We start from the raw sequence: 23,822 nt of genomic DNA, 5'->3' as shown, positions 1-23,822 counted from the left end.
CTTATGCCTGGACCAGTGGGCCTGGGTTCTTGATGTACTGCTCACGGATCGCCTTGGCACACCAGTACGCCAGCGCGCCGACCATGCCGGTCGGGTTGTAGCCATTGTTCTGCGGGAACGCGTTGGCCCCCGGCGCGAACACGTTCGGCACATCCCACGACTGCAGGTACTTGTTCAGGGCCGACGTCTTCGGGTTGTCGCCCATGATCGCGCCGCCAACCGTGTGCGTGCTCTGGTACTGGTTGATGTTGTAGTGGCTGCCCGGCTTCTTCGCATCGCCCTTGATGGCCAATGGATTGAGCACCTGGCACATGTCCTGCGCCTTGCCGACCAGGTATTGCGACGCGATGATTTCGTTCTCGTGCCAGTCGAACGTCATGCGCAGCAATGGCCGGCCGAAGCCGTCCTTGTAGTTCGGATCGAGGTCGAGATAGGCATCGTCGTACGACATGCAGGAGCCCTGCACTTCGAAGTAGAACGAATGGCGCATCGCGTCCTTGGCGCCCTTCTTCCAGTCGCTGCCCCAGCCCGGTACGCCCGGTGCAGTCGCGATGCCGCGCACGGGACCGCCGCCCGGCTGGCGCGCCCAGATGATGCCGCCGCCGATGAAGCCGGTCTTGGTCGGATCGTTGCGGTTGCCGTTCAGGTCATCGAACGTGGCGCCGCCGCCGCCAATGCCCATGAACTGGTTGGCATGCACGGTCTCGTCGAAGAACAGCGAGACGCGGTTCAGGTTCTGGTACGAGTAATTCTTGCCGACAGTACCGGTCTTGGTGACAGGATCGTAAGCCGGGCCAATGCCCGAGAGCAGCATCAGGTGCACGTTGTAGAGCGCGAATGCGGCCAGGATGACGATGTCCGCCGGCTGCTCGGTCTCGCGGCCCTGGGCGTCGAGGTAGTTCACGCCGGTGGCCATCTTGCCATCCGGCGTCAGGTTGACCTTCATGACCTGCGCCATCGTGCGCAGATCGAACCCCTTGCGGCCACGCAGCACCGGCAGGATGTTCGCGTTCGGGCTCGCCTTCGAGTAGTTCAGGCAGCCGTAGTCGGAGCAGAAACCGCAGAAGTTACATGGTCCCATCTGGCAACCGTACGGGTTGACATAGGTGCCCGAGGCGTTCGAGGCCGGGATCGGGTATGGGTGGTAACCCATCGCGTTGGCGGCCTTGTAGAAGTATTCGGCGCCCAGATAATCAGGGTTCGGTCCGAGCGGGAATTCGCGCGAGCGCGAACCTTCGTACGGGTTACCGCCGGCAACTTGCGCGCCGTTGATGATGCCGCCCTTGCCCGAAGTGCCGCACACGTATTCGAAGTGATCGAAGTGCGGTTCCAGATCTTCATACGTGATCGGGAAATCCTGGATCGACATGCCGGCCGGCAGGATCTTCTTGCCGTACTTCTGTTCCATGATGCTGCGGATCTTGAAATCCTCTGGCAGCGCGCGGAAGTGGCAGCCCGACCAGTGCGAACCGGCGCCACCGACGCCCGTACCCGGCTTGAACGAGCCCATGCGGCGCATCGGCACCGCCGCTGTCGTGCCGTTGTGGCGGATGGCGATGGTTTCCTGCGCCAGCGACTGCAGGTACTTGCGGTGCACCGAGCCTTCGAGCTCGTCGATCACGCGCGGGTAGGCGAAGTCGGGCTGCGTGTCGCGGTCAGGACCGCGCTCGAGCACGACGACGTTCATGCCGGCGTCCGTCAATTCCTTGGCAATGATGGCGCCAACCCAGCCCATGCCAACGATCACTGCATCTGTTTTTGGTTTTACGATTGCCATGCTTATCCTCTCCGTCCCGCCAGATCGACCGGTCCGAGCGGATACGGTTTGTCGCGAATCTTGACCCATTCGAGATAATCGCCCCGCATGCCGGGGTAGCCGATCATCTTCCATGCGCCCATGTTCTTGTTGCCGCCGTGGCTCGGATCGGCAAAGTAGCCGGCGCGCACTTCGGCGAGGAAGTCAGCGAAGAACAGCTTCGACGAAATGTCGGCCAGCTTGATCTTGCCTTCTTCGAGACCCTTCAAAACCGCCTCCTGCATGCGCAGGTCGAGGTCGGCAAATGCCTTGCCCGAGAAACTGCTGGCGCAATGCGTGTCGACGGCCTTGATGCCCACGCGGATGATGTCCTTGAGCGCCAGCTTGCCCTGGTAGCCGAATTCGGACGTGGCTTCGAGGAATGGCCCCTGCATGTACCAGATCGCGCCAGCGGCGTATGGCGTCTGCATATGGCGGTCGAGGAATTCCGGCACGCCCAGTTCGACGGCGCCAGGGCCGTGCTGGTCATGCGGGATCAGGCGATCGACGGCGGCGATGACGAATTTCCATTCGGTCGCGGTAAAGAATTTGGGGGTGTAGGCGTCAGGCTTGCCTTCGGCCGGCGCTGCGGCCGTTGCGTTGGGCAAGTTCTGCTGGATCGCCGCTGCAGCGCCCGCACCCATCGGCACGAAGACCAGGGTCTTGATGAGCGTGCGGCGCCGGGAAGGAGATTGCTGGTCATCGGACATAATGTCTTTGCTCCATATTGACGTTGGATATATATGCATCAGGCATCTCGCATGATAACAATGCTGACCTTGATACGCTATTGGAAATCCCGGCGCGGGAATTGGCATTATCCATTTGGCGTCGTTAATTGACGCCGATTCGCTGTGTTCCTTTCGCGTTAATTTCCGTATAGGGAAATCAGCGCCAGCATCACTAATATATTTACAAATGAAACATTCTAATATTCAGAAATTTCAAGAGTTTTAATTCAATGGATGGATTACGCGCCTGTGCAGATACAGTGGTGCATGAAGTAATTGCCGCACGGATACGCCGAAATCGTCGTCAATACGAATGTGTCTCAGTGGATGGCGTTGGGGATGACCAGCGGTAATGTGTGGGCGTACAAGGCGTATCGATCGGCGCTTGAGGAGGGCGACCGCTTCTGTGGCAACGCCTGCCGGCACGCCGACATGGGTTCAGGGTGTGACAGCAAAAAACTTCACACGTTGCATAAATGAAACACTGTAACAGTCGTTTTTAATACAGGCAAACACTCTCTCATGCCGCTCTGCCTGATCACATCCGACGAAAAGAATTAATAATAATATCAAGCCAATAATGTTTTCATGTTTCTGCCCAGTGGCATATGGCCAGGATGTAATGACAAGCCCATGCACATTTTTAATGCTCCCATCACTGAATATGATGAGAGGAAAATAAATCACCGATATGGCATCACGCCGACATTGGATTTGGATAGTCATTGGCTGGGGCAGCAAATTCAGGCCGTGCATTTACGACAATTGTGCACGTATTGCACGCCATGCCCAGATTAATGTTTCATGCAGCAACGCGCCGCCGATTATCCATAGCCGTTGCTGTTCCAGCACACGCTGGCATACACGCTGGGGCAAGAAGAAACGCCTGAACATCGACACGCCTTGCGCACGCATGCTCTGGAAGCAACCGCCGGCGACCGTCGTGTCGAACCCATCCCCGGCGCGCAGCAGGTACAGCGCCGTCCCCGAACACATTGCGATATCGGCCCGGGCATCGCGCGCCAGTGAGCTCAGCCCATGCCGGTACGACAGCACGATCGTCCGGTGCAGGTCGGGCAATTCGAGATGCAGCGGGCGCAGTATGCCGAGCCATTCCAGCAGCCCGGGCAGGCCGTGCAACTGCACACCGACGCGGTCGCGATAAGCAGCGAACGCCTCTTTCAGCTCGGCCAGCGTGGCCTGGGGCGGACGGGGCAACGGCGCAGGCCGCCCGCGCCAGCGCGCCATCCAGTACGTCAGGGCGTCGTCGTGCTGCGCGCACAAGGCGGCCGGTGTTGCAGATAGCAGATCGAACTGCGCGCCGGGCTGCATGAACCGGATGACGCCACGCAGCGGGGCCAGCGCTGGCGCCTCGAGCACGTCCAGTGGCGTGGGACGGCCGTGATTGCGCCACGCATTGTCGATGCGGCTGAAGTGCGCAAACGAGGCGACCGGCACGACCAGCCGTGGCCGGAAGGCGTCGATCTGGCACGCCATGCGCCCGATGCCGCGCTCGGCCGCTGTTTCGTCGTGCGTCGCATGGGCGGCAAAGCTGGTCAGCAGCAGATCGACACGCACCTGACCCGCGCGCAGTTGCGCGGCCGCGCGGCGGCACGCAGACGCGGTGGTCAGCACCCGTTCGCCCAGGTGCAGCAGCGTGCGGTGCCCGCACGCGATCAGGCAATAGGACTCGTCCTCGTCGGTGGCACGGGCCGTCAGGCGCAGGCCGGGGGCCAGCGCGCGCGGCACGCCGACGGGGCATGTCGCAATGGCCAGGCGATGACGCCGCAATGTGTCGGCCAGGCGCGAGTCGCCCTCGCGGCACAGAAAGGTGGCGATGCCGCGAAATTCGGCGCGAAATCGCTGCACGAAGGAGTGCGACAGGTGCTCGGAGCGGCTACTCGAGCACCAGACAAACACCGGCAAACTGCTTGCGTTGAGTGCGTCGATCACGTGCGCGTCGCGGGTAGTGTCGTCAATCAGGCAACAGGCATTGTTGTGCACGGTGCCTTCGAGCCACGGGTCGACCAGCAACAGCGCATGGTCGGTGCGCAGCAACCAGCTGGCGTGGTTCAGGAATCTGAATGTCGGGCTTGGCATAGGGGTGATGGCACGGCGGCGATGGCACTGGACGTCAATACGATCGAGTCTGGTGCGTGGCCACGCACGACGCGTGAGGCGTCGCAATCGTGCGCGGGAACCGGCAAAGCACTTCGCCAAACAGGGGAAACGCCCTACAATAAGGTTGTTCTACAGAATCTACCGTGCAGCCTGCCCGTACTGCACGCCACTCGACCCGAAACGACCGACATGCCCCTGGAATCCCTTCTGTTTGCGCTCCCTGCGCAGCTCGCACCCACGCTGGTGGCGGCCCTGCTGGGCCTGTTGGTCGGCAGCTTCCTGAACGTCGTCATCTACCGTATCCCGAAGATGATGCAGCGCGAGTCCGACAACTATGTTGCGCAAGAAAGCGGCCAGCCGCCACCGCACACGGACCGCTTCAACCTGACCGTGCCCCGCTCCGCCTGCCCGTGCTGCGGGCACCGGATCACGGCGATGGAAAACATCCCGGTCATCAGCTACCTGGTCCTTGGTGGCAAGTGCCGCAAGTGCAAGACGCCGATCTCGCCGCGCTATCCGGCTGTCGAACTGTTCACCGCCATCGTCTCGGGCTTGCTGGTCTGGACTTTCGGCAGCGGCGCGATGGGCATGGCCAGTCTGCTGTTTGCGTGGCTGCTGATCGCGATGACCTTCATCGACTACGACACGCAGTTGCTGCCGGACGACCTGACCTACCCGCTGCTGTGGGCGGGCCTGCTCATCAACCTGAACGGCACCTTCGTGCCGCTGCAGGACGCCGTCATCGGCGCCGCCGCCGGTTACCTCGTGCTGTGGTCCGTGTACTGGCTGTTCAAGCTTGCCACCGGCAAGGAAGGCATGGGCTACGGCGACTTCAAGCTGCTCGCCGGCCTGGGCGCGTGGCTGGGCTGGACCGCGCTGCCGACGATCATCCTGCTGTCGTCGGTCGTCGGCGCGATCGTCGGCATCAGCCTGATCGTGTTCGCCAAGCGCGCGCGCGACAAGGCGATCCCGTTCGGCCCCTATCTGGCGGCAGCGGGCCTGCTGACGATGCTGTACGGCGCGCAGCTGGGCGGCTTCACGGCGGGCCTGTTCGGATGACGCCGGCGTTTTCAGTAGGACTGACCGGGGGCATCGGCTGCGGCAAGAGCACGGTCGCCGACCTGTTTGCCGCGCTGGGCGCGACGATCGTCGACACCGACGTCATCGCGCATGCGCTGACAGCACCGCAGGGCGCAGCGATGCCGGCCATCGTGGCCGAGTTCGGGCCCGACTTCGCGCAGCCGGACGGCGCGCTCGACCGCGCCCGCATGCGCACCCTCGTGTTTTCGGATGCCACCGCGCGCGCGCGACTGGAAGCCATCCTGCATCCGCGCATCCGCGCCGCAACCGAGGCAGCCGGCCAGGCGGCCACGGGTGCCTATGTGATCTATGTCGTGCCACTTCTGATCGAATCGGGCAGCTGGCGCGACCGCGTTACGCGCGTGCTGGCCATCGACTGCAGCGAAGACACGCAGGTGGCGCGCGTCATGCAGCGCAGCCATCTCTCCGCTGACGAGGTACGCGCGATCATGGCAACCCAGGTCACGCGCGCCCGGCGCCTGGCCGAAGCCGACGACGTCGTCGACAACGACGCCGGTCTGGAGGCCCTGCGGGCGCAGGTGCAGGCATTGCATGAACGGTATCTCGCGTTAAGTCTGTAACAATAGTGATGCAGGGTTTGTAATTTCGGGCCGCATGGTTCAGAATCACGCAGTTGCCTTCCAGCCTACATTCAGAGGAATGTCATTTTGATCGTCTACGAATACCCTTTCAACGAGCGGATTCGCACGTTGTTGCGGCTGGAAGACCTGTACGAGAAATTCAAGTTCTTCGTGCATCAGGAACACCCGATGCAGCACCATGTCGCGCTCGCGACAATCTTCGACATGCTGGAAGTGGCCGGCCGCGCCGATCTGAAATCCGATCTGCTGCAGGAACTCGAGCGCCAGAAGCAATCGCTGCTGGCCTACCGCAGCAATCCGGCCGTGGTGGCCGAAACGCTCGACGCCGTACTGGCCGAACTCGATGCGGCCAGCAGCGCGCTGGTCGCAAGCCAGGGCAAGACCGGGCAGAACGTGCGCGAGAACGAATGGCTCATGAGCATCCGCGGCCGCACGATCATCCCGGGCGGCGCCTGCGAGTTCGACCTGCCGTCATATTTTGCTTGGCAAAAGCGCCCGTTCGACAAGCGTTTTGACGACATCATGGGCTGGTTCGGCCCGCTCTCGCCGCTGCTCGAGGCGCTGTCGCTGGTCCTGCGCCTGCTGCGCAATTCCGGCGCGTCCGTCAAGATGTTCGCGGCCGCCGGCAGCTACCAGCAGATGTTGCAGGGTAAAATCTACCAGATGCTGCGCCTGACGCTCGACGAAACCACCGGCGCGATCCCCGAGATCTCGGCCAACAAGTACATGCTGTGGGTGCGCTTCACCAGCCAGGACGGCGACTGCAAGCCCAAGCCGCTCGAGGTGGACGTGCCGTTCGACCTGACGCTCTGTAATTTTTAACTGATTGACCGTACGATGACCGTTGTCTCCTGCCCTACCTGCAGCAAGAAAGTCGAATGGACCGAGGCGAACAAGTATCGCCCGTTCTGCTCCGAGCGTTGCAAGCAAATCGACCTGGGCGCCTGGGCCGAAGAAAAATTCGTCATCCCCGGCGCCGTGCCGGCCGACCCGCTCGACCCGTTCGACGAACCGCCACCGCCACAGCCTCCACAGCGCTGACCGCCGGATGCCCGGCTAGGTCCCGCTGCGGATCCCCTGCGGCACCACCACTGGCTTGTTGCGCCGCCCGTAGCGGTCCATGAACAGACCTTCCAGGCCTATCTCAGGCTGGCGCCCCGACAGCATGTCGGCCAGCACGCGCCCTGAACCGCACGCCATCGTCCAGCCCAGCGTGCCGTGGCCCGTATTGAGGAACAGGTTGCGGTACGGCGTCGGGCCCACCACCGGCGTACCGTCCGGCGTCATCGGCCGCAGGCCGCACCAGAACGAGGCCTTGCTGACGTCGCCGCCGTCCGGGAACAGATCGGTCACCGAGTGTTCGAGCGTATCGCGCCGCGCCTGGTGCAGCCGCAAATCGTAGCCTGCAATCTCGGCCGTGCCGCCCACGCGGATGCGGTCACCCAGGCGCGTGATCGCCACCTTGTAGGTCTCGTCCATCACCGTCGATTCGGGCGCGCCCGAGGCATCCGTGATCGGCACCGTGATCGAGTAGCCCTTGACCGGATAAACAGGAACGTGGATGCCGATCTGGCGCAGCAACTGCGGCGAGTAGCTTCCCAGCGCCATGACGAAGGCGTCGGATGTCAATGTGCCCTGGTCGGTGACGACGCCGGTGACGCGGTCGCCTTCCGTCGTCAAGCGTTCGATCTTGAGGCCATAGCGGAACTTCACGCCCAGGCCCTCGGCCAGTCTGGCCAGTCCCTGGGTGAACTTGAAGCAGTCGCCCGTCTCGTCATTCGGCAGCAGCAGGCCGCCGACATACTTGCTCGGCACGCGCGCCAGCGCCGGCTCGTAGCGCGTGCAGCCGGCCGGGTCGAGCAATTCGTACGCCACGCCCGACTGGCGCAGCACCTCGGTATCCGTGTGCGCGCCGTCAAGCTGCTTCTGCGTGCGAAACAACTGCAGCGTGCCCCGGCTGCGTTCATCGTAGGCGATGCCGGTGTCACGCCGCAGTTGCACCAGTACGTCGCGGCTGTATTCAGCCAGACGCACCATGCGGGTCTTGTTGACCTGGTAGCTGTGGGTATTGCAGTTGGCAAGCATCTGCAGGATCCAGCGCCACTGGTGCACATCGAGCTTCGGCCGGATCACCAGGGGGCTGTGCTGCATCGTCAGCCACTTGAGCGCCTTGGCCGGCACGCCTGGCCCGGCCCACGGCGTCGCGTAGCCGGGCGAGATTTCGCCGGCGTTGCCGAAGCTCGTTTCCAGCCCCGAACCGGGCTGGCGATCGATGACGGTCACATCATGCCCGGCCTGGGCCAGGAAATACGCCGATGCGGTTCCAATGACGCCACTGCCGAGAATGATGATCTTCATGCGATGAACTTTACGTTATGCGATCCGGAAAGCGGACGCGGTCGAGCCATTCGAGCAGCGGAATCGTCGCCGGCAGCAGCGGGCTGACGCCATACGAACCCTGCCAGGCAAAGGCTTGCCCTTCCAGGCTTTGCGGCTCGCCGATCCACTCGCGGCAGATGTAGAAATACAGGCGCACGTGGGCGTGCTCGTAGACGTGTTCGACGCAGCACCAGGCCTCGCCTTGGACAACCTGCACCCCGAGTTCTTCCATGAACTCGCGCTGCAGCGCCGCGAAGATGTCTTCGCCCGCTTCGACTTTCCCGCCCGGGAATTCCCAGTAGCCAGCGTAGGGCTTGCCGTCCGGGCGCTGGCCGAGCAGCACGTCGCCATTCGGGCGCATCAGCACACCGACGGCGACATCGACGGGTTTGGCTTTCACATTACTCATGCGGCTTGATCCGGCAACTTGCCCGCATAGTCCTTCGCGAACTGCCACGCTACGCGGCCCGAGCGCGAGCCGCGCTGCAAGGCCCACTGCAGCGCTTCGGGGCGCGCCGCCGCGATCTGCTCCGGCGTGCAGCCGAAGCTCGCGAGCCAGTGGCCGACGATGCCCAGGTAGTCATCCTGGCGGAACGGGTAGAACGACAGCCACAAACCAAACCGCTCGGACAGCGAGATTTTCTCTTCGACCGTCTCGCCCGGATGCAGGTCGCCATCGGCGCCATGCTGGTAGCCGGCGTTGTCCGACATTTTCTCGGGCATCAGGTGGCGCCGGTTCGACGTTGCGTAGATCAGCACATTGTCGGACTGCGCCGAGATGCTGCCATCGAGCGCCACCTTCAGCGCCTTGTAGCCGGCCTCGCCCTCTTCGAACGACAGGTCGTCGCAAAAGATCACGAAGCGCTCGGGCCGGCCCGCGACCAGATCGACGATGTCGGGCAAGTCGGCCAAGTCAGCCTTGTCGACTTCGATCAGGCGCAGGCCCTGGTCGGCGTAGCCGTTCAGGCACGCCTTGATCAGCGACGATTTGCCGGTGCCGCGCGCACCGGTCAGCAGCACGTTGTTGGCCGGGCGGCGCGCGACGAACTGGCGCGTGTTCTGCTCGATCTGGCGCTTTTGCGCGGCCACGTGGTGCAGGTCGTCCAGGTTGATGGTGGACGCGTGCAGCACCGGCTGCAGGTAGTTGCCGGCGCCGCCCGCGCGCCGGCGCCAGCGGAAGGCCGTGCTGCGCTTCCAGTCCGGCTCACGGGCATGCGCGGCCGGCAGCACGGCTTCAAGGCGCTCGAGCAAGCCTTCGGCGCGGCGCAGGAACTGGTCCAGTGGCGATGTCACCATCAGGACCGGTAGTCGGCGTTGATCGTGACGTAGTCGTGCGACAGGTCGCAGGTCCAGACCGTGGCCGTGGCATCGCCACGCGCGAGCTTGACGCGCACCGTGATCTCGGACTGCTTCATGATGCGCTGGCCGTCTTCTTCCTTGTAGTCGGGATTGCGACCGCCCGCCTTGGCGACCCAGACGTCGTCCAGGTACAGGTCGAGCTTCGTGACATCCAGGTCATCGACGCCGGCATAGCCGATGGCGGCCAGGATGCGGCCCAGGTTCGGGTCGGATGCGAAGAACGCGGTTTTCACCAGCGGCGAATGCGCGATCGCATACGCGATCTTGCGGCATTCGGCCACGTCGGCGCCTTCGTCGACCGTGATGGTCATGAACTTGGTGGCGCCTTCGCCGTCGCGAATGATCTGCTGCGCCAGGTTGCGCGAGATGTCGGTCACGGCATCTTTCAACGCTTCGTAGTCGGGGCCTTCAGCCTTGTCGATCACGAGCGAACCGGCGCCGGTGGCGACGATGATGAAGGAGTCGTTGGTCGACGTGTCGCCATCGATCGTGATCGCATTGAACGAATGATCGGCCGCGTGCTTGACCAGTTCATCGAGCACCGGCTGCGCGACCTTGGCGTCGAACGCGAGGTAGCCCAGCATCGTGGCCATATTCGGTTTGATCATGCCGGCGCCCTTGCTGATGCCGCTCATCGTGACGGTGTGCCCGCCGATGGTGACGGTGCGCGACGCGGCCTTCGGCTGGGTGTCGGTGGTCATGATCGCCTCGGCGGCGTTGTACCAGTTGTCCGCCTTCAGATTCGACACCGCGGCCGGCAGGCCGGCGACGACCTTCTGCAGCGGCAGCTGTTCCAGGATCACGCCGGTCGAAAATGGCAGCACCTGGCCCGGCTCGATGTCCAGCAGCTTGGCCAGCTCGGCGCAGGTAGCCTGCGCATTGGCCAGGCCCTCTTCGCCCGTGCCCGCATTCGCGTTGCCGGTATTGACCACCAGCGCGCGGATCGGCGCGCCGCCATGCTTCACGGCGGCCAGATTGGCCTTGCTGACCTGTACCGGCGCGGCGCAGAAGCGGTTCAGCGTGAACACGCCGGCGACCGTGGCGCCTTCGGCCACGCGCATGACGAGGATGTCCTTGCGGTTGGGCTTCTTGATGCCGGCTTCGGCGAAACCGATCTCGATGCCGTTGACGGGTTTCAGGTCGGCTGCGACTGGCAGGGGGGAATTGACGGCCATGGTGATCTCGTTGGAAAAATTGCGAATCTCTTATTGTAACGCCAGCGTCGCCGCCACGCGGCAAGCATGCGGCCGCAGGTGCGAATGCATTGAACATGCGACCGCCCTGCCTGCGCAGGGCATCTGCTCGTTCCTGCCCTGTGGGCTGTGGTATTTCCCCACAGCGATATCAAGGCAACGACAAAAGTCAAGGTTGGTGGATTCAGTGTCGGGCATGTTTATGAGCTAGTTCTTCAGCGAAAGATCTCATATGAACAGCCTAAATCTGAATGGAACCATATTCGAATACAGCCAGCGCAATCGAGCTATCCGTCTGCGTCTCGCCCACGGCGAAGTAGACATGGAGGATGTGCTTGTCGTGGCTCGTCTGAGCGGACAAGAAACACTGTGTGGAGGTCTTGAATACCGCGTGGATTGCTTCTCGACGAAGTCGAATCTTCCTCTAAAAATGTTGATTGCACTGCCCGCAGAGCTGCAATTCGTGACTGATCGCGGCACATTGCATTCGGTGTGCGGGATTCTCGCGCAGGTTTGCGCCGGACCGAGCGATGGAGGCCTGGCTACCTACCATTTGGTGATTCGCGATGCGCTGGCGCTGATGGAGCAGCGCGTGAACTCGCGTGTTTTCCAGAACATGCACGAAGTCGATATCTCGACGGTGCTGGTACGCGAGTGGCGCCTGAACAATCCGGTGCTGGCGATGGCATTCGAGCTTGATACGACTGGCATCGCCAAGGAGGGTCCATTTCGGGAGCTGACCATGCAGCACAATGAATCCGATGCGGCGTTCCTGCGCCGTCTGTGGAAGCGGCGTGGCATTGCCTGGTTTTTTCGGCCAGGGAAGGCTGCCAAGCCCGCGTTCCCTGGTACACCCACTCATGTGCTGACACTCTTTAACAAACCGCTCTCGCTCGCAGAAAATGCCGTGGGCATTGCGCGGTTTCATCGCGATGCGAGCACTGAAGAGCGAGACGGCATCATCGGCTGGAGCGCTGTGCGTACGTTAAAGCCTGGCCGTGTTTCCCGCCAAAGCTGGAATCCCTTGCAGGGCCGGATGATGTACGCCTACTCTCCCACCCTCACGAAGCAGGGAACTGCAGGCACCCAATTTTCATCCGGCCTCGAGGATTACCAGATCGATCCACCCGGTATCGCAATGGATGCGGCCGACTATCGAACGCAGGGTGATTTACGCATTCAACGATTCGAATATGAGAGCAAGTGCTTTCACGGCGAAAGTGGCGTGCGCGATTTGCGTATCGGCGAGTGGTTTCGCCTTGACGGGCACCCCGAGATCGACCGTCACCCGGAAACCGAGCGTGAGTTCGTAGTCACAGACCTCTCGGTAGTGGCCGAAAACAACCTGCCCAAGGACGTTGATGAACGCATACGGCGTATGTTCGCCGCCGATTTGCTGGCCAACGCGTCGATTCACAAAGGGTTGGAACAAGCAAGCCAAGAGCGTGACGTGAAATACACCAATCGGTTCACCTGTGTGCGACGCGGGATACCGATCGTCCCGGCCTACGATCCGCGTACCGATCTGCCCAGAATAAAATTGCAGTCAGCACTTGTGGTTGGGCCTCCTGGTGAAGAAGTACATTGCGACACCCTGGGACGGATCAAAGTGCGGTTTCCCGGAAACCGGGAGCAAGACCATCAGGACCGCGGCGGCGCGAGCAATACCGACCGCGATTCCCCCTGGGTACGTGTGGCCACTTCCTGGGCCAGCAACCACTGGGGCGGCATTAGCTTGCCACGAGTCGGCGATGAAGTATTGGTCGACTTTCTTGGTGGCGACCCGGATCGCCCCATCGTCGTCGGCCGGGTATTCGGCGGCGCTTCTCTTCCCCCAGCGTTCAGTCATTACGGCGCATTACCTGGGAATCGGTTCCTGGCTGGCATCAAGAGCAAGGAGGTAAACGGCACGCGCTACAACCAGCTCCGACTGGACGACACGCCCGGACAGATCAGCGCACAACTGGCCAGTGAACATGGACATAGCCAGTTAAATCTGGGATGCCTGACCCATCCCAGGAACGATGGGAATGGCGAACCCCGGGGTGAAGGTGCGGAACTGCGCAGCGATCATTCGGTCGTCGTGCGTGCAGCGCAATTGATGTTACTGACCACACAGGCGATGCTTGGTGCGACCGGCAAGCAACTCGAGCGCGAGCCTCTGCTGGCACTGCTGGAAAGTTCACAGGCCCTGCTTAAGGAACTCGGAGAATTCGCTGCACAGCATCAGGCATTGCCAGTCGATCTGACATCCCATCAGCAGCTGGCGGATAGCCTCGAGAGCGCTGGCGGTGCGTCTGGTTCGGATGCGAATGGCACCAGACAAGCAGCAGCTCTGATCGCCCAATATGCCGATGGAGGCTTCGTCAGCGCCACGCCGAAATCGACCGTCAGCTATAGCGGACGCCAACAGAATATTCTCGCGCAACAGCACATCCAGGTCGTTGCCGGTCAGCAGATCAATTTTAATGCCGGCAAAGGCATTTCGCTGTTTGCGCACCAGGATGGAATGAAGCATATCGCGCGCTCAGGAAAGCTCGAACTCCAGGCGCAGCAGGACAGTGTCGGCATTGCTGCGGATGTCGATGTCAGGATCACTGCCAGTCAGGGTGAAGTCGTCATCGCGGCAAAGAAAAGCCTGACGCTGCTATGCGGCGGTGCGTATATCAAAATCTCTGACGGAAAGATCGAGCAAGGCTGTGCTGATGACTTTACCGTCAAAGCCGCGAATCATCGATTTAACGGCCCCGCACAACAAGAGGCGAAATTGCCTTTCTTCCCCGCTGCCGAGCATACCAACTGGCTGAAACTCGATCTGGACGGACACGAAGGCGCGCCGATGGCCGGTGTGCCCTACACCCTGTACATGGCCGGCGGCCAGCAAAAGGACGGGACGCTGGATGGCAACGGCATGGCTGAAGAGCGCAACTTGCCGGACACCATCGACAAGGTGGTTTATCACAACGCGCCATCAGCCCAGGATGAACCACGCGCTCAAGTTGATGAGCTGCTGGCGTGTGTCGATCGACTGGTGAGCGAGGCGCCGCGCCTGTCAGATGAGGATTCAATCAGGGGAGACGCGTGATGACCACCAGCGATCAAACATTGAACGCCCTGAACGAAGTGCGCGGCTACCAGAAACCAGATGGTGTGGGAATCGGCGAGTGGATATGGGGCGCATTGCAAGGGGATTTTAATCCGGAAAGAACGAACGGACAGATCGGCTTCGACATGGGGGTATCGCTGGTTCCGCTCGTCGATACGATTCTTGACCTGCGGGATCTGGTCGCAAATATTCGCCTCTACAGAAAAGACCCCGATAACAAAGTAACGATGTTTCTTATTGCGACAACGGCTATCGGCTTTATTCCCGAGATCGGCACCGTGGCCAAAAGTGGCCTGCGCCTGGTGTGGGTCTATCTGAAGCCATTGATCAAACACGCAGACGATTTCACCAATGTCAGCAAGCTGGTCGCTTTGACGAATCGCGCGTGCGATCTTGCCCTGCCGAGGTTGACGGAATACCTCCAGCATAACCAGATTGCAAAATGGGCGACACGGGGGAAAATACCAGACGTTTACAAATTCATTTCAAAGAAAATCATAGAGGTTGCGGCGAGCATCAGCCCATCCGTCCTCAAAGGTCTGATCAACGAGAAGTGCGATGCGCTGAAAGAACTACTTAAAAAAATACGGATGATTGTTCCCACGGGTATTCGCGCGCTAGTGGATGACAGTCTGAAAATGCTCGATGATTTTCGAAAAGCGGTAAGTGAGTGCGTCGATGATTATGCGCAACCTGTCAGAACCGTACTCAAAGTCGTTGCAAAGAGGCTTGATGACCAAGCATGGCGGGTGGAAATATATCGAACAAATCGCGGGTGGATTGCACCAATTTCGGAATCTGGCTCGGCAAAACTGATCAATGCAAAGCCGCCGGCTTGGGTTAAGTCCATCACTGGGCCAGTAGACTATCCACCAATAACATTAAACGATATAGCCGTAAAAAAACTTATGAAACAACATCCAAACCATCCGACCCTTTCTCCCGATAACATATCTACATTTAGTGCGAGGGGCAAGGGAATGCTTCCAGACAACATCATCGGTCCGCAGAAACTTTATAGGATAATAGATCCATCCAACGAGGGCGCAGGGATATTCTGGATATCCGAAGCAGAATTCAAAGCAATCAAAGATCGTGAAGAATGGCGGAGCCGATTCGCAGTCAAGCCAGAGTGGAATCAAAATGGTTGGGTTGTGGAGTATAACGTACTACCAAATGAAACTCTCGCTGTCTGGAGGGGGCCCGCAGCCAGCCAAAAACTGGAAGGGACGAACTATTTTTTGCAAGGTGGTGGAGAGCAAATTGTATTTTTCCCCAGTAAGCGCGATGAAATGCATACCGTCATGCCTCGCGTAGATCACGAAACTGGCGCTGATATCAGGGACTACGCTGGCAATTTGGATCGGCGAGTTGAATTTACCGATGTTGCCGGCGAAAAGGTCCCTGCCAAATTGCGCAAGAGGATCGTCGATCAGCACATAAAAGGACCTACTGAAACCGGCTGGGGCGCAACTGATTATTCCCCAGAAGAAGCGCACAGAATAATTCTAAATTTGCCCGTAACCCCATAATATCATCCAAGAGGGAAGTAATGAGAAACCTTAACTTTGAAGCCGCCATCTGGTATTTATTTACATCACCAGAATTTTTCGAAACAGCAGCGAATGATTGCGGCGTGACGACGAAGTGGTTCGAGACGTTGGCAATTTTACGTCAAGTTTCAAATTTTGGGAGAAATAATCAAATCTATGACACATTCAGGAAGCTGGAATGCAATTTAAGGAGAGGCGCTGCCTTGGCAAGGCTTGGGGATTATCAACTCATTTTTCAAACTGCAGAATCTAATAACGGAAATATTCGAGGAATGATGGAACAACCGCTACATAGTTGGATGACTGAAAAGGAGTACCAAGAATTTGAGCAAGTGCGAATTTCAAGAGTCACGGCATATAGCAGCATCATTACACTAACCTTGCACAATGCGCTAATGGGCGCCATCAGTTATTTCGGCATAAACCCAAGGCACCCCGAGCGCCGAAATGATGATGACGGACTTCCCGGGAGCACTATTATTGAATGGTATACCGACTATCTCGACTACTACAAAGAGCCATTGTTCTCGCGCCTGCCGGATCCTCTTCCCGACTATGCAATAGACAAATCAATTTCTTGCAACACTGGCGACGAAGTTCCATGGACCGGCGTGTGGTATCCAAGCACAGGGCTAGAGAATCACAGCCTCACCTTTGCGGTCAAAGGAATGAGAATGCAGGCAGTATATAAAGTAATCAAAACAACTGAGGAATTGAGAACTGCAATCCAAATGTTCCCTCCACCTGAAACAGTCGCCGTCGCCACCACTTGGCATCCTGTCATCGTCGCGCCACCCAAAGCCAAAGCACCGACCGAATTATGGTCAAAAGCTGGCCAGCAATGCCCAAAAGAAGGCGTGTGGGAGCCAACCGACCCCGGTGCAGCTCGGCGATACTATCGAGTCGGAGATGTCATGCTCAGTCTTGGATCGGCCCATGGTTATACTGTATGGCGATGGGTATCAGAACGTTAGTCCCGGCATGCTGCACTCCGCACCCGCCGCGAGGTAGAGCGGCGTAACCCATTGCATATCAATCAGCGGTTAAGCAAAAAAATGCCGGTTTTCCCCGGCCGCTTCTACATGCTACCTGCCTGCTGTTCTTACGCCAGCTTGCCGTGGCACTGCTTGAACTTCTTGCCGCTGCCGCGAGGGCATCGGTCGTTACAGCCCGCATTCACTAATTTGGCTGGAGAAAAAGCCGCTGCCAAACTGCGCAAGCAAATTCTTGATCCAAATATAAAGGGCCCATTCGAAACTGGTTGGGGAGCAACCGACTATACGCCTGAGGAAGCGAAAAGAATTCTTCTCAATTTACCAGCCAATCCATAAAAATCGAAAAGGAATGCGATGAGGAATTTCAACTTAGAAGCTGCGATCTGGTATTTATTTGCATCGCCAGAATTTTATGAAAAAGCAGCGGAGGATGCAGATGCCACAATGAAGTGGTTCGAGAGACTGGCCATCGCCCGACAAGCGTCAAATTTTGGTAGAAATAACAAAATTTACGATACATTTAAAAAGCTTGCATTCAATTACAAAAGAGGCGCAACTTTAGCACGTCTCGATGACTACCAATTGATTTGTGATACCGCCGACTCGTTCAGGGGCGATGTTCGAGGATTGCTAGAACAACCTTTGCATAGTTGGATGACCGAGAAAGAATATGACATATTTGACCGGGTTTGGCTTTCTAGGGCGATGGCGTATGCCTCCATTATAAGACGGACCTTGCAAAATGCTATGTGGGGCGCTACAAGTTATTTCGATGAAAATCTAGCACATCCAGAACGGCGTGATAATGATGATGGATTTCCAGGGGATAAGATTGTAGGGTGGTACACCAGCTATCTGAAAAATTATGAAAATCCAATGTTTTCGACGCTGCCGGACCCCCTACCCAACTATCTCATCGACAAGTCGATTTCTTGTCATACCGGCGACGAAGTCCCGTGGACCGGAGTATGGTATCCCGCCACAAGACTGGAACATCATAGCCTCACCTTTGCGGTGAAAGGAATGCGAATGCAGGCGGTATATAAGGTCATCAAAACAACAGAAGAGTTGAGGACCGAAACCGACATGTTTCCCCTGCCAGAAACAGTGGCGGTCGCCACTGCCTGGCACCCCGTTATCGTCGCACCGCCTGACACCAACACCCCGACTGAGTTGTGGTCAAAAGCTGGCCAGCAATGCCCAAAAGAAGGCGTGTGGGAGCCAACCGACCCCGGTGCAGCTCGGCGATACTATCGAATCGGCGATGTCATGCTTAGTCTTGGGTCGGCCCATGGTTATACCGTATGGCGTTGGGTATCGGAACGTTAGTCCCGGTTTGCTGCACTCCGCACCCGCCGCGAGTTAAAGCGGCGTAACCCATTACATATCAATCAGCGGCTAGAAAAAAAAAACGGCCGGGTTTCCCCGGCCGCCTCTACTTGCTACCTGCCTGCTGCGCTTACGCCAGCTTGCCGTGGCACTGCTTGAACTTCTTGCCGCTGCCGCAAGGGCATGGATCGTTACGACCGACCTTCACGCCCATATAGCTGCTGTGGTCTTCCGCCGACACCGCGTCGCCTTCGCCGTCCTTGTTCGGGTTCGGATTGAACAGCTCTTCCGGCGCGGCCGACGGGTTGTAGTCGGCGTGCTGGTAGTTGACGTTCTCGAGCTGGGCCGCCTGCGCTGCCATCGCTGCTTCGGCTGCTTCGACTTCTTCACGCGACTGGATGTGCACCGTCATGACGGTACGGATCACTTCGTTCTTGATCAGGTCGAGCATGTTCGAGAACAGCTCGAACGCTTCGCGCTTGTATTCCTGCTTCGGGTTCTTCTGTGCGTAGCCGCGCAGGTGGATACCCTGGCGCAGGTGATCAAGCGCCGCGAGGTGTTCGCGCCAGTGGGTGTCAACGCTTTGCAGCATGACGTTGCGCTCGAAGCCACCGAACGATTCGCGGCCGACGATACCGACCTTGCTGTTGTACGACGTTTCGGCCGCCGTCAGCACGCGCTCGAGCAGGTCGTCGTCGTTCAGGTTCGGCTCGTCCTGCAGCATCTGCTGCAGGGGCACGTTCAGGCTCCACTCGCCCGCCAGCGTCGTTTCCAGCGCCTTGACGTCCCACTGTTCTTCGACCGATTCGGCCGGCACATGGATGCGCACCTGGTCGGTGAACACGCCCACGCGCAGCGAATTGATCATCTCGCTGATGTCGGTCGCTTCGAGCAGTTCGTTACGCTGGGTGTAGATCACCTTACGCTGGTCGTTGGCGACGTCGTCGTACTCGAGCAATTGCTTACGCACGTCGAAGTTGCGGGCTTCGACCTTGCGCTGGGCCGACTCGATCGAGCGCGAGACGATGCCCGCTTCGATCGGTTCGCCTTCCGGCATTTTCAGGCGGTCCATGATCGCGCGCACGCGGTCACCGGCGAAGATGCGCAGCAGCGCGTCGTCCAGGCACAGGTAGAAGCGGGACGAACCCGGATCGCCCTGACGGCCCGAACGGCCGCGCAACTGGTTGTCGACGCGGCGCGACTCGTGGCGCTCGGTGCCGATGATGTGCAGGCCGCCGGCATTGACCACGTGGTCGTGCAGCGACTGCCACTCGTCGCGCAGCGTCTGCGACTGGGCCGCTTTCTGTTCCGGGCTCAAGCTGCCATCGGCTTCGATGAGCTGGATCTGCTTGCCCATATTGCCGCCCAGGACGATGTCGGTACCACGGCCGGCCATGTTGGTGGCGATGGTGATCATCTTGGGACGGCCCGCCTGCGCCACGATTTCCGCTTCGCGTGCGTGCTGCTTCGCGTTCAGGACGTTGTGAGGCAGGTTGGCCTTGGTCAGGATGCCCGACAGCAGCTCGGAGTTCTCGATCGAGGTGGTGCCCACCAGGACCGGCTGGCCGCGCTCGTAACAGTCGCGGATGTCCATGACCATCGCGTTGTACTTCTCGTCGGACGTCTTGTAGACCTGATCCTGGCGGTCCTTGCGCTGCGACGGCCGGTTTGGTGGGACGACAACGGTTTCGAGGCCGTAGATTTCCTGGAATTCGAACGCTTCGGTGTCGGCGGTACCCGTCATGCCGGCCAGCTTGCCGTACATGCGGAAGTAGTTCTGGAACGTGATCGAGGCCAGGGTCTGGTTCTCGTTCTGGATACGCACGCCCTCTTTCGCTTCGACGGCCTGGTGCAGGCCATCCGACCAGCGGCGGCCCGTCATCAGGCGGCCGGTGAATTCGTCGACGATGACGACTTCATTGTTCTGCACCACGTAGTGCTGGTCCTTGTGGTACAGGACGTGGGCGCGCAGCGCTGCGTACAGGTGGTGGATCAGCGTGATGTTGCCGGCGTCGTACAGCGACGCGCCTTCAGGCAGCAGGCCCATCTCGGTCAGGATCGCTTCGGCGTGCTCGTGGCCCGATTCGGTCAAGAGCACGGTGTGCGCTTTCTCGTCCTTCAGGTAGTCGCCCGGGACTTCGATCTTGCCCTTGCCGTCCGGCGTTTCTTCGCCGATTTGCTGAACCAGCTGCGGCGGCACCGCGTTCAGGCGGATGTACAGGTCGGTGTGGTTCTCGGCCTGGCCCGAGATGATGAGCGGCGTGCGCGCTTCATCGATCAGGATCGAGTCGACTTCATCGACCACCGAGAAATTCAGGCCGCGCTGAACGCGCTCGCGCAGGTCGTAGACCATGTTGTCGCGCAGGTAGTCGAAGCCGAATTCGTTGTTGGTGCCGTACGTGATGTCCGAGCTGTAGGCTTTCTGCTTGCTGTCGTGGTCGAGCTGCGACAGGTTGACGCCGGTCGTGAGGCCCAGCCAGCCGTACAGCTGGCCCATCTGGTCAGCATCGCGCTGCGCCAGGTAATCGTTGACGGTAATGACGTGCACGCCCTTGCCCGACAGGCCGTTCAGGTAGACCGGCAGCGTGGCCATCAGGGTCTTGCCCTCGCCCGTGCCCATCTCCGCGATCTTGCCCTGGTGCAGGACCATGCCGCCGATCAGCTGGACGTCGAAGTGGCGCATCTTCATCACGCGCTTGGCAGCTTCGCGGCAGACGGCGAATGCTTCCGGCAGGATCTCGTCGAGGGTCGTGCCCTTGGCCAGCCGGTCCTTGAATTCAGGCGTCTTGGCTTGCAGTTCCGCGTCCGAGAGCTGCTCCATCTGTGGCTCGAGCGCGTTGATGACACGCACGGTCTTTTGATATTGCTTGAGCAGTCGCTGGTTGCGACTGCCGAAAATCTGGGTCAGGAATGACATGCTTGGTTTCTAGTATTAAATACGCCGCAATAGACGCCAATGAGGGAGCCAAGATGATATCAACAGATTTCACCAAAGACCGCGTTAGGCAAATAACCACTGATTTTATCATGCGATTCGGCCACACTTGGGGATCGTGGGCAGGATAACAAGTCCCGCAGGGACAGAAACGTTATCAGACTGCCTCGTATGGCCTGCAAAATCCCACGCTGCATTGCCCGCGACCCGGCGCTGTGCCGGGGTTTCCCCATCTACCGCGCGCTGTGGTATGTTCCGAGCATGCAGCAACCTCCCCCAAAGCGCCCGGTCCATATCTTCGGCACCAAGAACCGGCAGACCTCGCACGCCGCCACCGACTTCCTGCGCTCGAACGACCGCCTGGCCAGCCTGATGCCGGCCATCACGCGCATGGCGCGCCTGCAGGCCGATTGCGCCGCGGCGCTGCCGGCCGTGTTTCACAACTGCGATGTGCTGTCGTTCCAGGAAGGGGTATTGATTCTGGCCGTGCCCAGCTCGGCGCTGGCGGCGCGGCTCAAGCAGATGCTGCCCAAGCTGCAAAGTACGCTCATCGGGCGCGGCTGGCAGGTGGAATCGACCCGCATCAAGGTGCAGGTCACACGCGCGCTGCCCGACAAACCCGAGATGCGCACGTTGGAGCTGCCACCGACGGCCGTGCGCGCGTTCGAGGAACTGGCCGCGTCACTGCCGGACGACAAGCACAATCACGATCTGGTGGCCGCGCTCAGGGCGCTGGCAGCAAAGAGAAAATAAGCGCAGGCAGCGCCGGGATCAGCTCTGCGCCCACTCCCGCGTCATCTGCTTGACGTACGATGGCGGCGCCGTATCGAGCGCATCGAAGCTGACGATCTCGTACGAATCCGGCTGCGCCAGCAAGGCGCGCAGCAGGTCGTTGTTGAGGGCATGGCCCGACTTGTGGGCCGTGTAGCTGGCCAGCAGCGGATGGCCCACCAGATACAGGTCGCCGATCGCGTCGAGGATCTTGTGGCGCACGAATTCATCTTCGTAGCGCAGGCCGTCGGCATTGAGGATGCGGTATTCGTCCATCACGATCGCGTTCTCGAACGAGCCGCCGCGCGCCAGGCCCATGCCGCGCAGGCTTTCCACGTCCTGCATGAAGCCGAACGTGCGCGCACGCGCGACGTCGCGCACATAGGTGATGTCGCCGAAGTCCACGCTCGCGCGCTGCATCGTGCCATCGACCGCCGGGTGATTGAATTCGATGAAGAAATCGAGCTTGTAGCCGTTGTGCGGCGACAGGCGCGCCCACTTTTCGGCCGCGCCGCTGCCCTGGCGCACTTCGACGTCCTTCAGCACGCGGATGAACTTGCGGGCCGACGACTGCTCTTGCATGCCCGCCTGCTGCAGCAGGAACACGAACGACGACGCCGAACCGTCCATGATCGGGATTTCCTCGGCCGTCACGTCGATGACGAGGTTGTCGATGCCCAGGCCCGCGCAGGCCGACATCACGTGTTCGACGGTCGAGACGCGCGCATCGTCCTTGATCAGGACCGACGCCATGCGCGTGTCGCCCACCACGTGCGCGGAACTGGGAATGGACACGATCGGATCGAGATCGACGCGGCGAAACACGATGCCCGTGTCCGGACCGGCCGGGCGCAGCGTGAGTTCGACCTTGCGGCCCGAGTGCAGTCCGACGCCCGTGGCGCGGACCAGTTCCTTGATGGTTCGTTGTTTCAGCATGGATCGATTATAGCCCAGCGCTCCCAGCGCTGCTGCGCCCCTCCCCTGCTCGTCAAGGATGCTCGGCCTCTACGTGCTCTTTCTCGTGGCGGATCAGATACAGGCCGCTGCCGATGATGATCGCTGCGCCCAGCAGCGTGTAGCTGTCGGGCAGCGCGCGCCACAGCAGCCAGTCCAGGCCCACGCCCCAGGCCAGGGCCGAGTATTCGAACGGCGCCACGCTCGACGCTTCGCCGCGCGAAAACGCTTCGGTGATCGCCAGCTGGCCGATGAAACCCGACACCGCCAGCCCGCACAGGATCGGGATGTCACGGGCCGACATTGGTACCCAGTCGGGCGCCGCCAAGGCGCCGGCGCCAATGGCGATCAGCACCATCAGCCAGAACACCGTGTGCTCGCTGCGGTCGGTCCGTGACAGCACGCGCACCGTGATCGCCGAGACGGCGTAGCAGGCGGCCGATCCCAGCACCGCCAGACCGCCCACTGTCAGGAAGCCCGCGCCGCTGGGGCGCAGCACGACCAGTACGCCAATCAGCCCGACGCCGATGGCGAGCCAGCGCGCCAGGTCGACGCGCTCGCGCAGCAGCAAGACCGACAAGGCCGTGATCAGGGCAGGTGCAATGAAGAAGATCGAATAGGCTTCGGCCAGCGACAGCTTTTGCAGGCCAAATGCGAACAGCGCCAGCATCAGGATGCCCAGCCCAGCGCGCAGCAGGTGCATCGGCCAGCGTACGCGCAGGATGCCGGCAAACGCGCCGCGCCAGGCCACGTACAGGGCAATCAGGGGCAGCGAGCAGATGGCGCGCAATGCGGCGACCTGCAGCGCCGGATAGCGCGCCGACAGCAGCTTCATGGCCGTGTCCATCAGCGCGAACATGAAGACGGCAAGCAGCATCGCGTAGATGCTGTACAGGTTTCCCGATGGGCGCTTCACGGT

19 protein-coding genes and 1 pseudogene are annotated in these 23,822 nt (G+C 60.2%); 9 read left to right on the top strand and 11 right to left on the bottom strand.

All coding sequences use genetic code 11. The features are described from left to right. Position 1: 1 nt before the first annotated feature. The 3 genes from AC1MGT_RS16230 to AC1MGT_RS16220 form a co-directional block, all read right to left on the bottom strand. Positions 2-1,777: a GMC family oxidoreductase gene (locus AC1MGT_RS16230; RefSeq protein WP_499501030.1), complete on the bottom strand. Its 1,776-nt coding sequence runs from the start codon at positions 1,775-1,777 to the stop codon at positions 2-4. A gap of 2 nt (positions 1,778-1,779) precedes the next feature. Next, positions 1,780-2,505 (bottom strand): gluconate 2-dehydrogenase subunit 3 family protein, encoded by a 726-nt coding sequence (locus AC1MGT_RS16225; protein WP_499501029.1) that lies wholly within the window; start codon positions 2,503-2,505, stop codon positions 1,780-1,782. Between the two features lie 777 nt (positions 2,506-3,282). Continuing rightward, the gene (locus AC1MGT_RS16220; RefSeq protein WP_499501028.1) at positions 3,283-4,626 is read right to left on the bottom strand and encodes a hypothetical protein; all 1,344 of its coding nucleotides are present in this window, start codon (positions 4,624-4,626) and stop codon (positions 3,283-3,285) included. A gap of 210 nt (positions 4,627-4,836) precedes the next feature. Between AC1MGT_RS16220 and AC1MGT_RS16215 the strand changes: the two genes are divergently transcribed. The 4 genes from AC1MGT_RS16215 (at position 4,837) to AC1MGT_RS16200 (ending at position 7,370) form a co-directional block, all read left to right on the top strand. Then, on the top strand, positions 4,837-5,706 hold the full coding sequence (locus AC1MGT_RS16215; protein WP_499501027.1) for a prepilin peptidase: 870 nt from the start codon (positions 4,837-4,839) through the stop codon (positions 5,704-5,706). After that, positions 5,703-6,308 (top strand): dephospho-CoA kinase, encoded by a 606-nt coding sequence (coaE, locus tag AC1MGT_RS16210; protein ID WP_499501026.1) that lies wholly within the window; start codon positions 5,703-5,705, stop codon positions 6,306-6,308. Before AC1MGT_RS16215 ends, coaE begins: the two co-directional genes overlap by 4 nt. Positions 6,309-6,395: 87 nt before the next feature. Beyond that, on the top strand, positions 6,396-7,151 hold the full coding sequence (gene zapD / locus AC1MGT_RS16205; protein ID WP_183557256.1) for a cell division protein ZapD: 756 nt from the start codon (positions 6,396-6,398) through the stop codon (positions 7,149-7,151). 15 nt (positions 7,152-7,166) lie between these two features. Further along, positions 7,167-7,370, top strand: a complete 204-nt coding sequence (locus AC1MGT_RS16200; RefSeq protein WP_482897510.1) for a DNA gyrase inhibitor YacG — start codon at positions 7,167-7,169, stop codon at positions 7,368-7,370. Positions 7,371-7,385: 15 nt separating this feature from the next. Here the strand turns inward: AC1MGT_RS16200 and AC1MGT_RS16195 are convergent, their stop codons facing one another. Genes AC1MGT_RS16195 through argJ form a run of 4 tightly spaced genes read right to left on the bottom strand, consistent with a single transcriptional unit; the run spans position 7,386 to position 11,242 of the window. Continuing rightward, the gene (locus tag AC1MGT_RS16195; protein ID WP_499501025.1) at positions 7,386-8,687 is read right to left on the bottom strand and encodes a D-amino acid dehydrogenase; all 1,302 of its coding nucleotides are present in this window, start codon (positions 8,685-8,687) and stop codon (positions 7,386-7,388) included. A 10-nt stretch (positions 8,688-8,697) separates the two neighbouring features. Continuing rightward, positions 8,698-9,117, bottom strand: a complete 420-nt coding sequence (locus AC1MGT_RS16190) for an NUDIX domain-containing protein (RefSeq protein ID WP_499501024.1) — start codon at positions 9,115-9,117, stop codon at positions 8,698-8,700. Beyond that, positions 9,114-10,004, bottom strand: a complete 891-nt coding sequence (locus AC1MGT_RS16185) for an ATP-binding protein (protein WP_499501023.1) — start codon at positions 10,002-10,004, stop codon at positions 9,114-9,116. Before AC1MGT_RS16185 ends, AC1MGT_RS16190 begins: the two co-directional genes overlap by 4 nt. After that, on the bottom strand, positions 10,004-11,242 hold the full coding sequence (gene argJ / locus AC1MGT_RS16180; protein ID WP_499501022.1) for a bifunctional glutamate N-acetyltransferase/amino-acid acetyltransferase ArgJ: 1,239 nt from the start codon (positions 11,240-11,242) through the stop codon (positions 10,004-10,006). The genes AC1MGT_RS16185 and argJ overlap by 1 nt, the downstream gene beginning before the upstream one ends. Positions 11,243-11,492: 250 nt before the next feature. Between argJ and AC1MGT_RS16175 the strand changes: the two genes are divergently transcribed. Genes AC1MGT_RS16175 through AC1MGT_RS16165 form a run of 3 tightly spaced genes read left to right on the top strand, consistent with a single transcriptional unit; the run spans position 11,493 to position 16,893 of the window. Continuing rightward, positions 11,493-14,345 (top strand): type VI secretion system Vgr family protein, encoded by a 2,853-nt coding sequence (locus AC1MGT_RS16175; protein WP_499501021.1) that lies wholly within the window; start codon positions 11,493-11,495, stop codon positions 14,343-14,345. Continuing rightward, entirely contained in the window at positions 14,345-15,898 is a 1,554-nt protein-coding gene (locus tag AC1MGT_RS16170) for a hypothetical protein (protein ID WP_499501020.1), read from the top strand. The genes AC1MGT_RS16175 and AC1MGT_RS16170 overlap by 1 nt, the downstream gene beginning before the upstream one ends. A gap of 20 nt (positions 15,899-15,918) precedes the next feature. Next, a complete protein-coding gene (locus AC1MGT_RS16165; protein ID WP_499501019.1) occupies positions 15,919-16,893 on the top strand; it encodes a hypothetical protein in 975 nt (324 codons plus the stop codon). 128 nt (positions 16,894-17,021) lie between these two features. On the opposite strand, the pseudogene AC1MGT_RS16160 reads toward AC1MGT_RS16165, so the two are convergent. Beyond that, positions 17,022-17,126 (bottom strand): annotated as a pseudogene (locus tag AC1MGT_RS16160) (SEC-C metal-binding domain-containing protein); the annotation flags it as partial. Positions 17,127-17,268: 142 nt separating this feature from the next. Here AC1MGT_RS16160 and AC1MGT_RS16155 point away from each other — a divergent pair. Beyond that, positions 17,269-18,243 (top strand): hypothetical protein, encoded by a 975-nt coding sequence (locus tag AC1MGT_RS16155; RefSeq protein WP_499501018.1) that lies wholly within the window; start codon positions 17,269-17,271, stop codon positions 18,241-18,243. Positions 18,244-18,373: 130 nt separating this feature from the next. On the opposite strand, the gene secA is transcribed toward AC1MGT_RS16155, so the two are convergent. Then, entirely contained in the window at positions 18,374-21,160 is a 2,787-nt protein-coding gene (gene secA / locus AC1MGT_RS16150) for a preprotein translocase subunit SecA (protein WP_499501017.1), read from the bottom strand. Positions 21,161-21,439: 279 nt separating this feature from the next. On the opposite strand from secA, the gene AC1MGT_RS16145 reads away from it, so the two are divergent. Continuing rightward, positions 21,440-21,931: a DciA family protein gene (locus AC1MGT_RS16145; protein WP_499453511.1), complete on the top strand. Its 492-nt coding sequence runs from the start codon at positions 21,440-21,442 to the stop codon at positions 21,929-21,931. Between the two features lie 18 nt (positions 21,932-21,949). Here AC1MGT_RS16145 and lpxC read toward each other — a convergent pair whose 3' ends face one another. Then, entirely contained in the window at positions 21,950-22,885 is a 936-nt protein-coding gene (gene lpxC, locus AC1MGT_RS16140; protein WP_499501016.1) for a UDP-3-O-acyl-N-acetylglucosamine deacetylase, read from the bottom strand. A gap of 52 nt (positions 22,886-22,937) precedes the next feature. Continuing rightward, positions 22,938-23,780 (bottom strand): DMT family transporter, encoded by an 843-nt coding sequence (locus tag AC1MGT_RS16135; RefSeq protein ID WP_499504300.1) that lies wholly within the window; start codon positions 23,778-23,780, stop codon positions 22,938-22,940. Between the last annotated feature and the right edge of the window lie 42 nt (positions 23,781-23,822).

It is taken from the genome of Telluria sp. BA11, assembly GCF_056680305.1.
Note: the sequence above shows the minus strand (reverse complement) of the source record. Positions and strands in the feature narration are given on the sequence as shown.

Coding starts and splice junctions, on each gene's coding strand:
- AC1MGT_RS16230 (WP_499501030.1), bottom strand. CDS start 1,777: ATGGCAATCGTAAAACCAAAAACAGATGCAGTGATCGTTGGCATGGGC.
- AC1MGT_RS16225 (WP_499501029.1), bottom strand. CDS start 2,505: ATGTCCGATGACCAGCAATCTCCTTCCCGGCGCCGCACGCTCATCAAG.
- AC1MGT_RS16220 (WP_499501028.1), bottom strand. CDS start 4,626: ATGCCAAGCCCGACATTCAGATTCCTGAACCACGCCAGCTGGTTGCTG.
- AC1MGT_RS16215 (WP_499501027.1), top strand. CDS start 4,837: ATGCCCCTGGAATCCCTTCTGTTTGCGCTCCCTGCGCAGCTCGCACCC.
- coaE (WP_499501026.1), top strand. CDS start 5,703: ATGACGCCGGCGTTTTCAGTAGGACTGACCGGGGGCATCGGCTGCGGC.
- AC1MGT_RS16200 (WP_482897510.1), top strand. CDS start 7,167: ATGACCGTTGTCTCCTGCCCTACCTGCAGCAAGAAAGTCGAATGGACC.
- AC1MGT_RS16195 (WP_499501025.1), bottom strand. CDS start 8,687: ATGAAGATCATCATTCTCGGCAGTGGCGTCATTGGAACCGCATCGGCG.
- AC1MGT_RS16190 (WP_499501024.1), bottom strand. CDS start 9,117: ATGAGTAATGTGAAAGCCAAACCCGTCGATGTCGCCGTCGGTGTGCTG.
- AC1MGT_RS16185 (WP_499501023.1), bottom strand. CDS start 10,004: ATGGTGACATCGCCACTGGACCAGTTCCTGCGCCGCGCCGAAGGCTTG.
- argJ (WP_499501022.1), bottom strand. CDS start 11,242: ATGGCCGTCAATTCCCCCCTGCCAGTCGCAGCCGACCTGAAACCCGTC.
- AC1MGT_RS16175 (WP_499501021.1), top strand. CDS start 11,493: ATGAACAGCCTAAATCTGAATGGAACCATATTCGAATACAGCCAGCGC.
- AC1MGT_RS16170 (WP_499501020.1), top strand. CDS start 14,345: ATGACCACCAGCGATCAAACATTGAACGCCCTGAACGAAGTGCGCGGC.
- AC1MGT_RS16165 (WP_499501019.1), top strand. CDS start 15,919: ATGAGAAACCTTAACTTTGAAGCCGCCATCTGGTATTTATTTACATCA.
- AC1MGT_RS16155 (WP_499501018.1), top strand. CDS start 17,269: ATGAGGAATTTCAACTTAGAAGCTGCGATCTGGTATTTATTTGCATCG.
- secA (WP_499501017.1), bottom strand. CDS start 21,160: ATGTCATTCCTGACCCAGATTTTCGGCAGTCGCAACCAGCGACTGCTC.
- AC1MGT_RS16145 (WP_499453511.1), top strand. CDS start 21,440: ATGCAGCAACCTCCCCCAAAGCGCCCGGTCCATATCTTCGGCACCAAG.
- lpxC (WP_499501016.1), bottom strand. CDS start 22,885: ATGCTGAAACAACGAACCATCAAGGAACTGGTCCGCGCCACGGGCGTC.
- AC1MGT_RS16135 (WP_499504300.1), bottom strand. CDS start 23,780: ATGCTGCTTGCCGTCTTCATGTTCGCGCTGATGGACACGGCCATGAAG.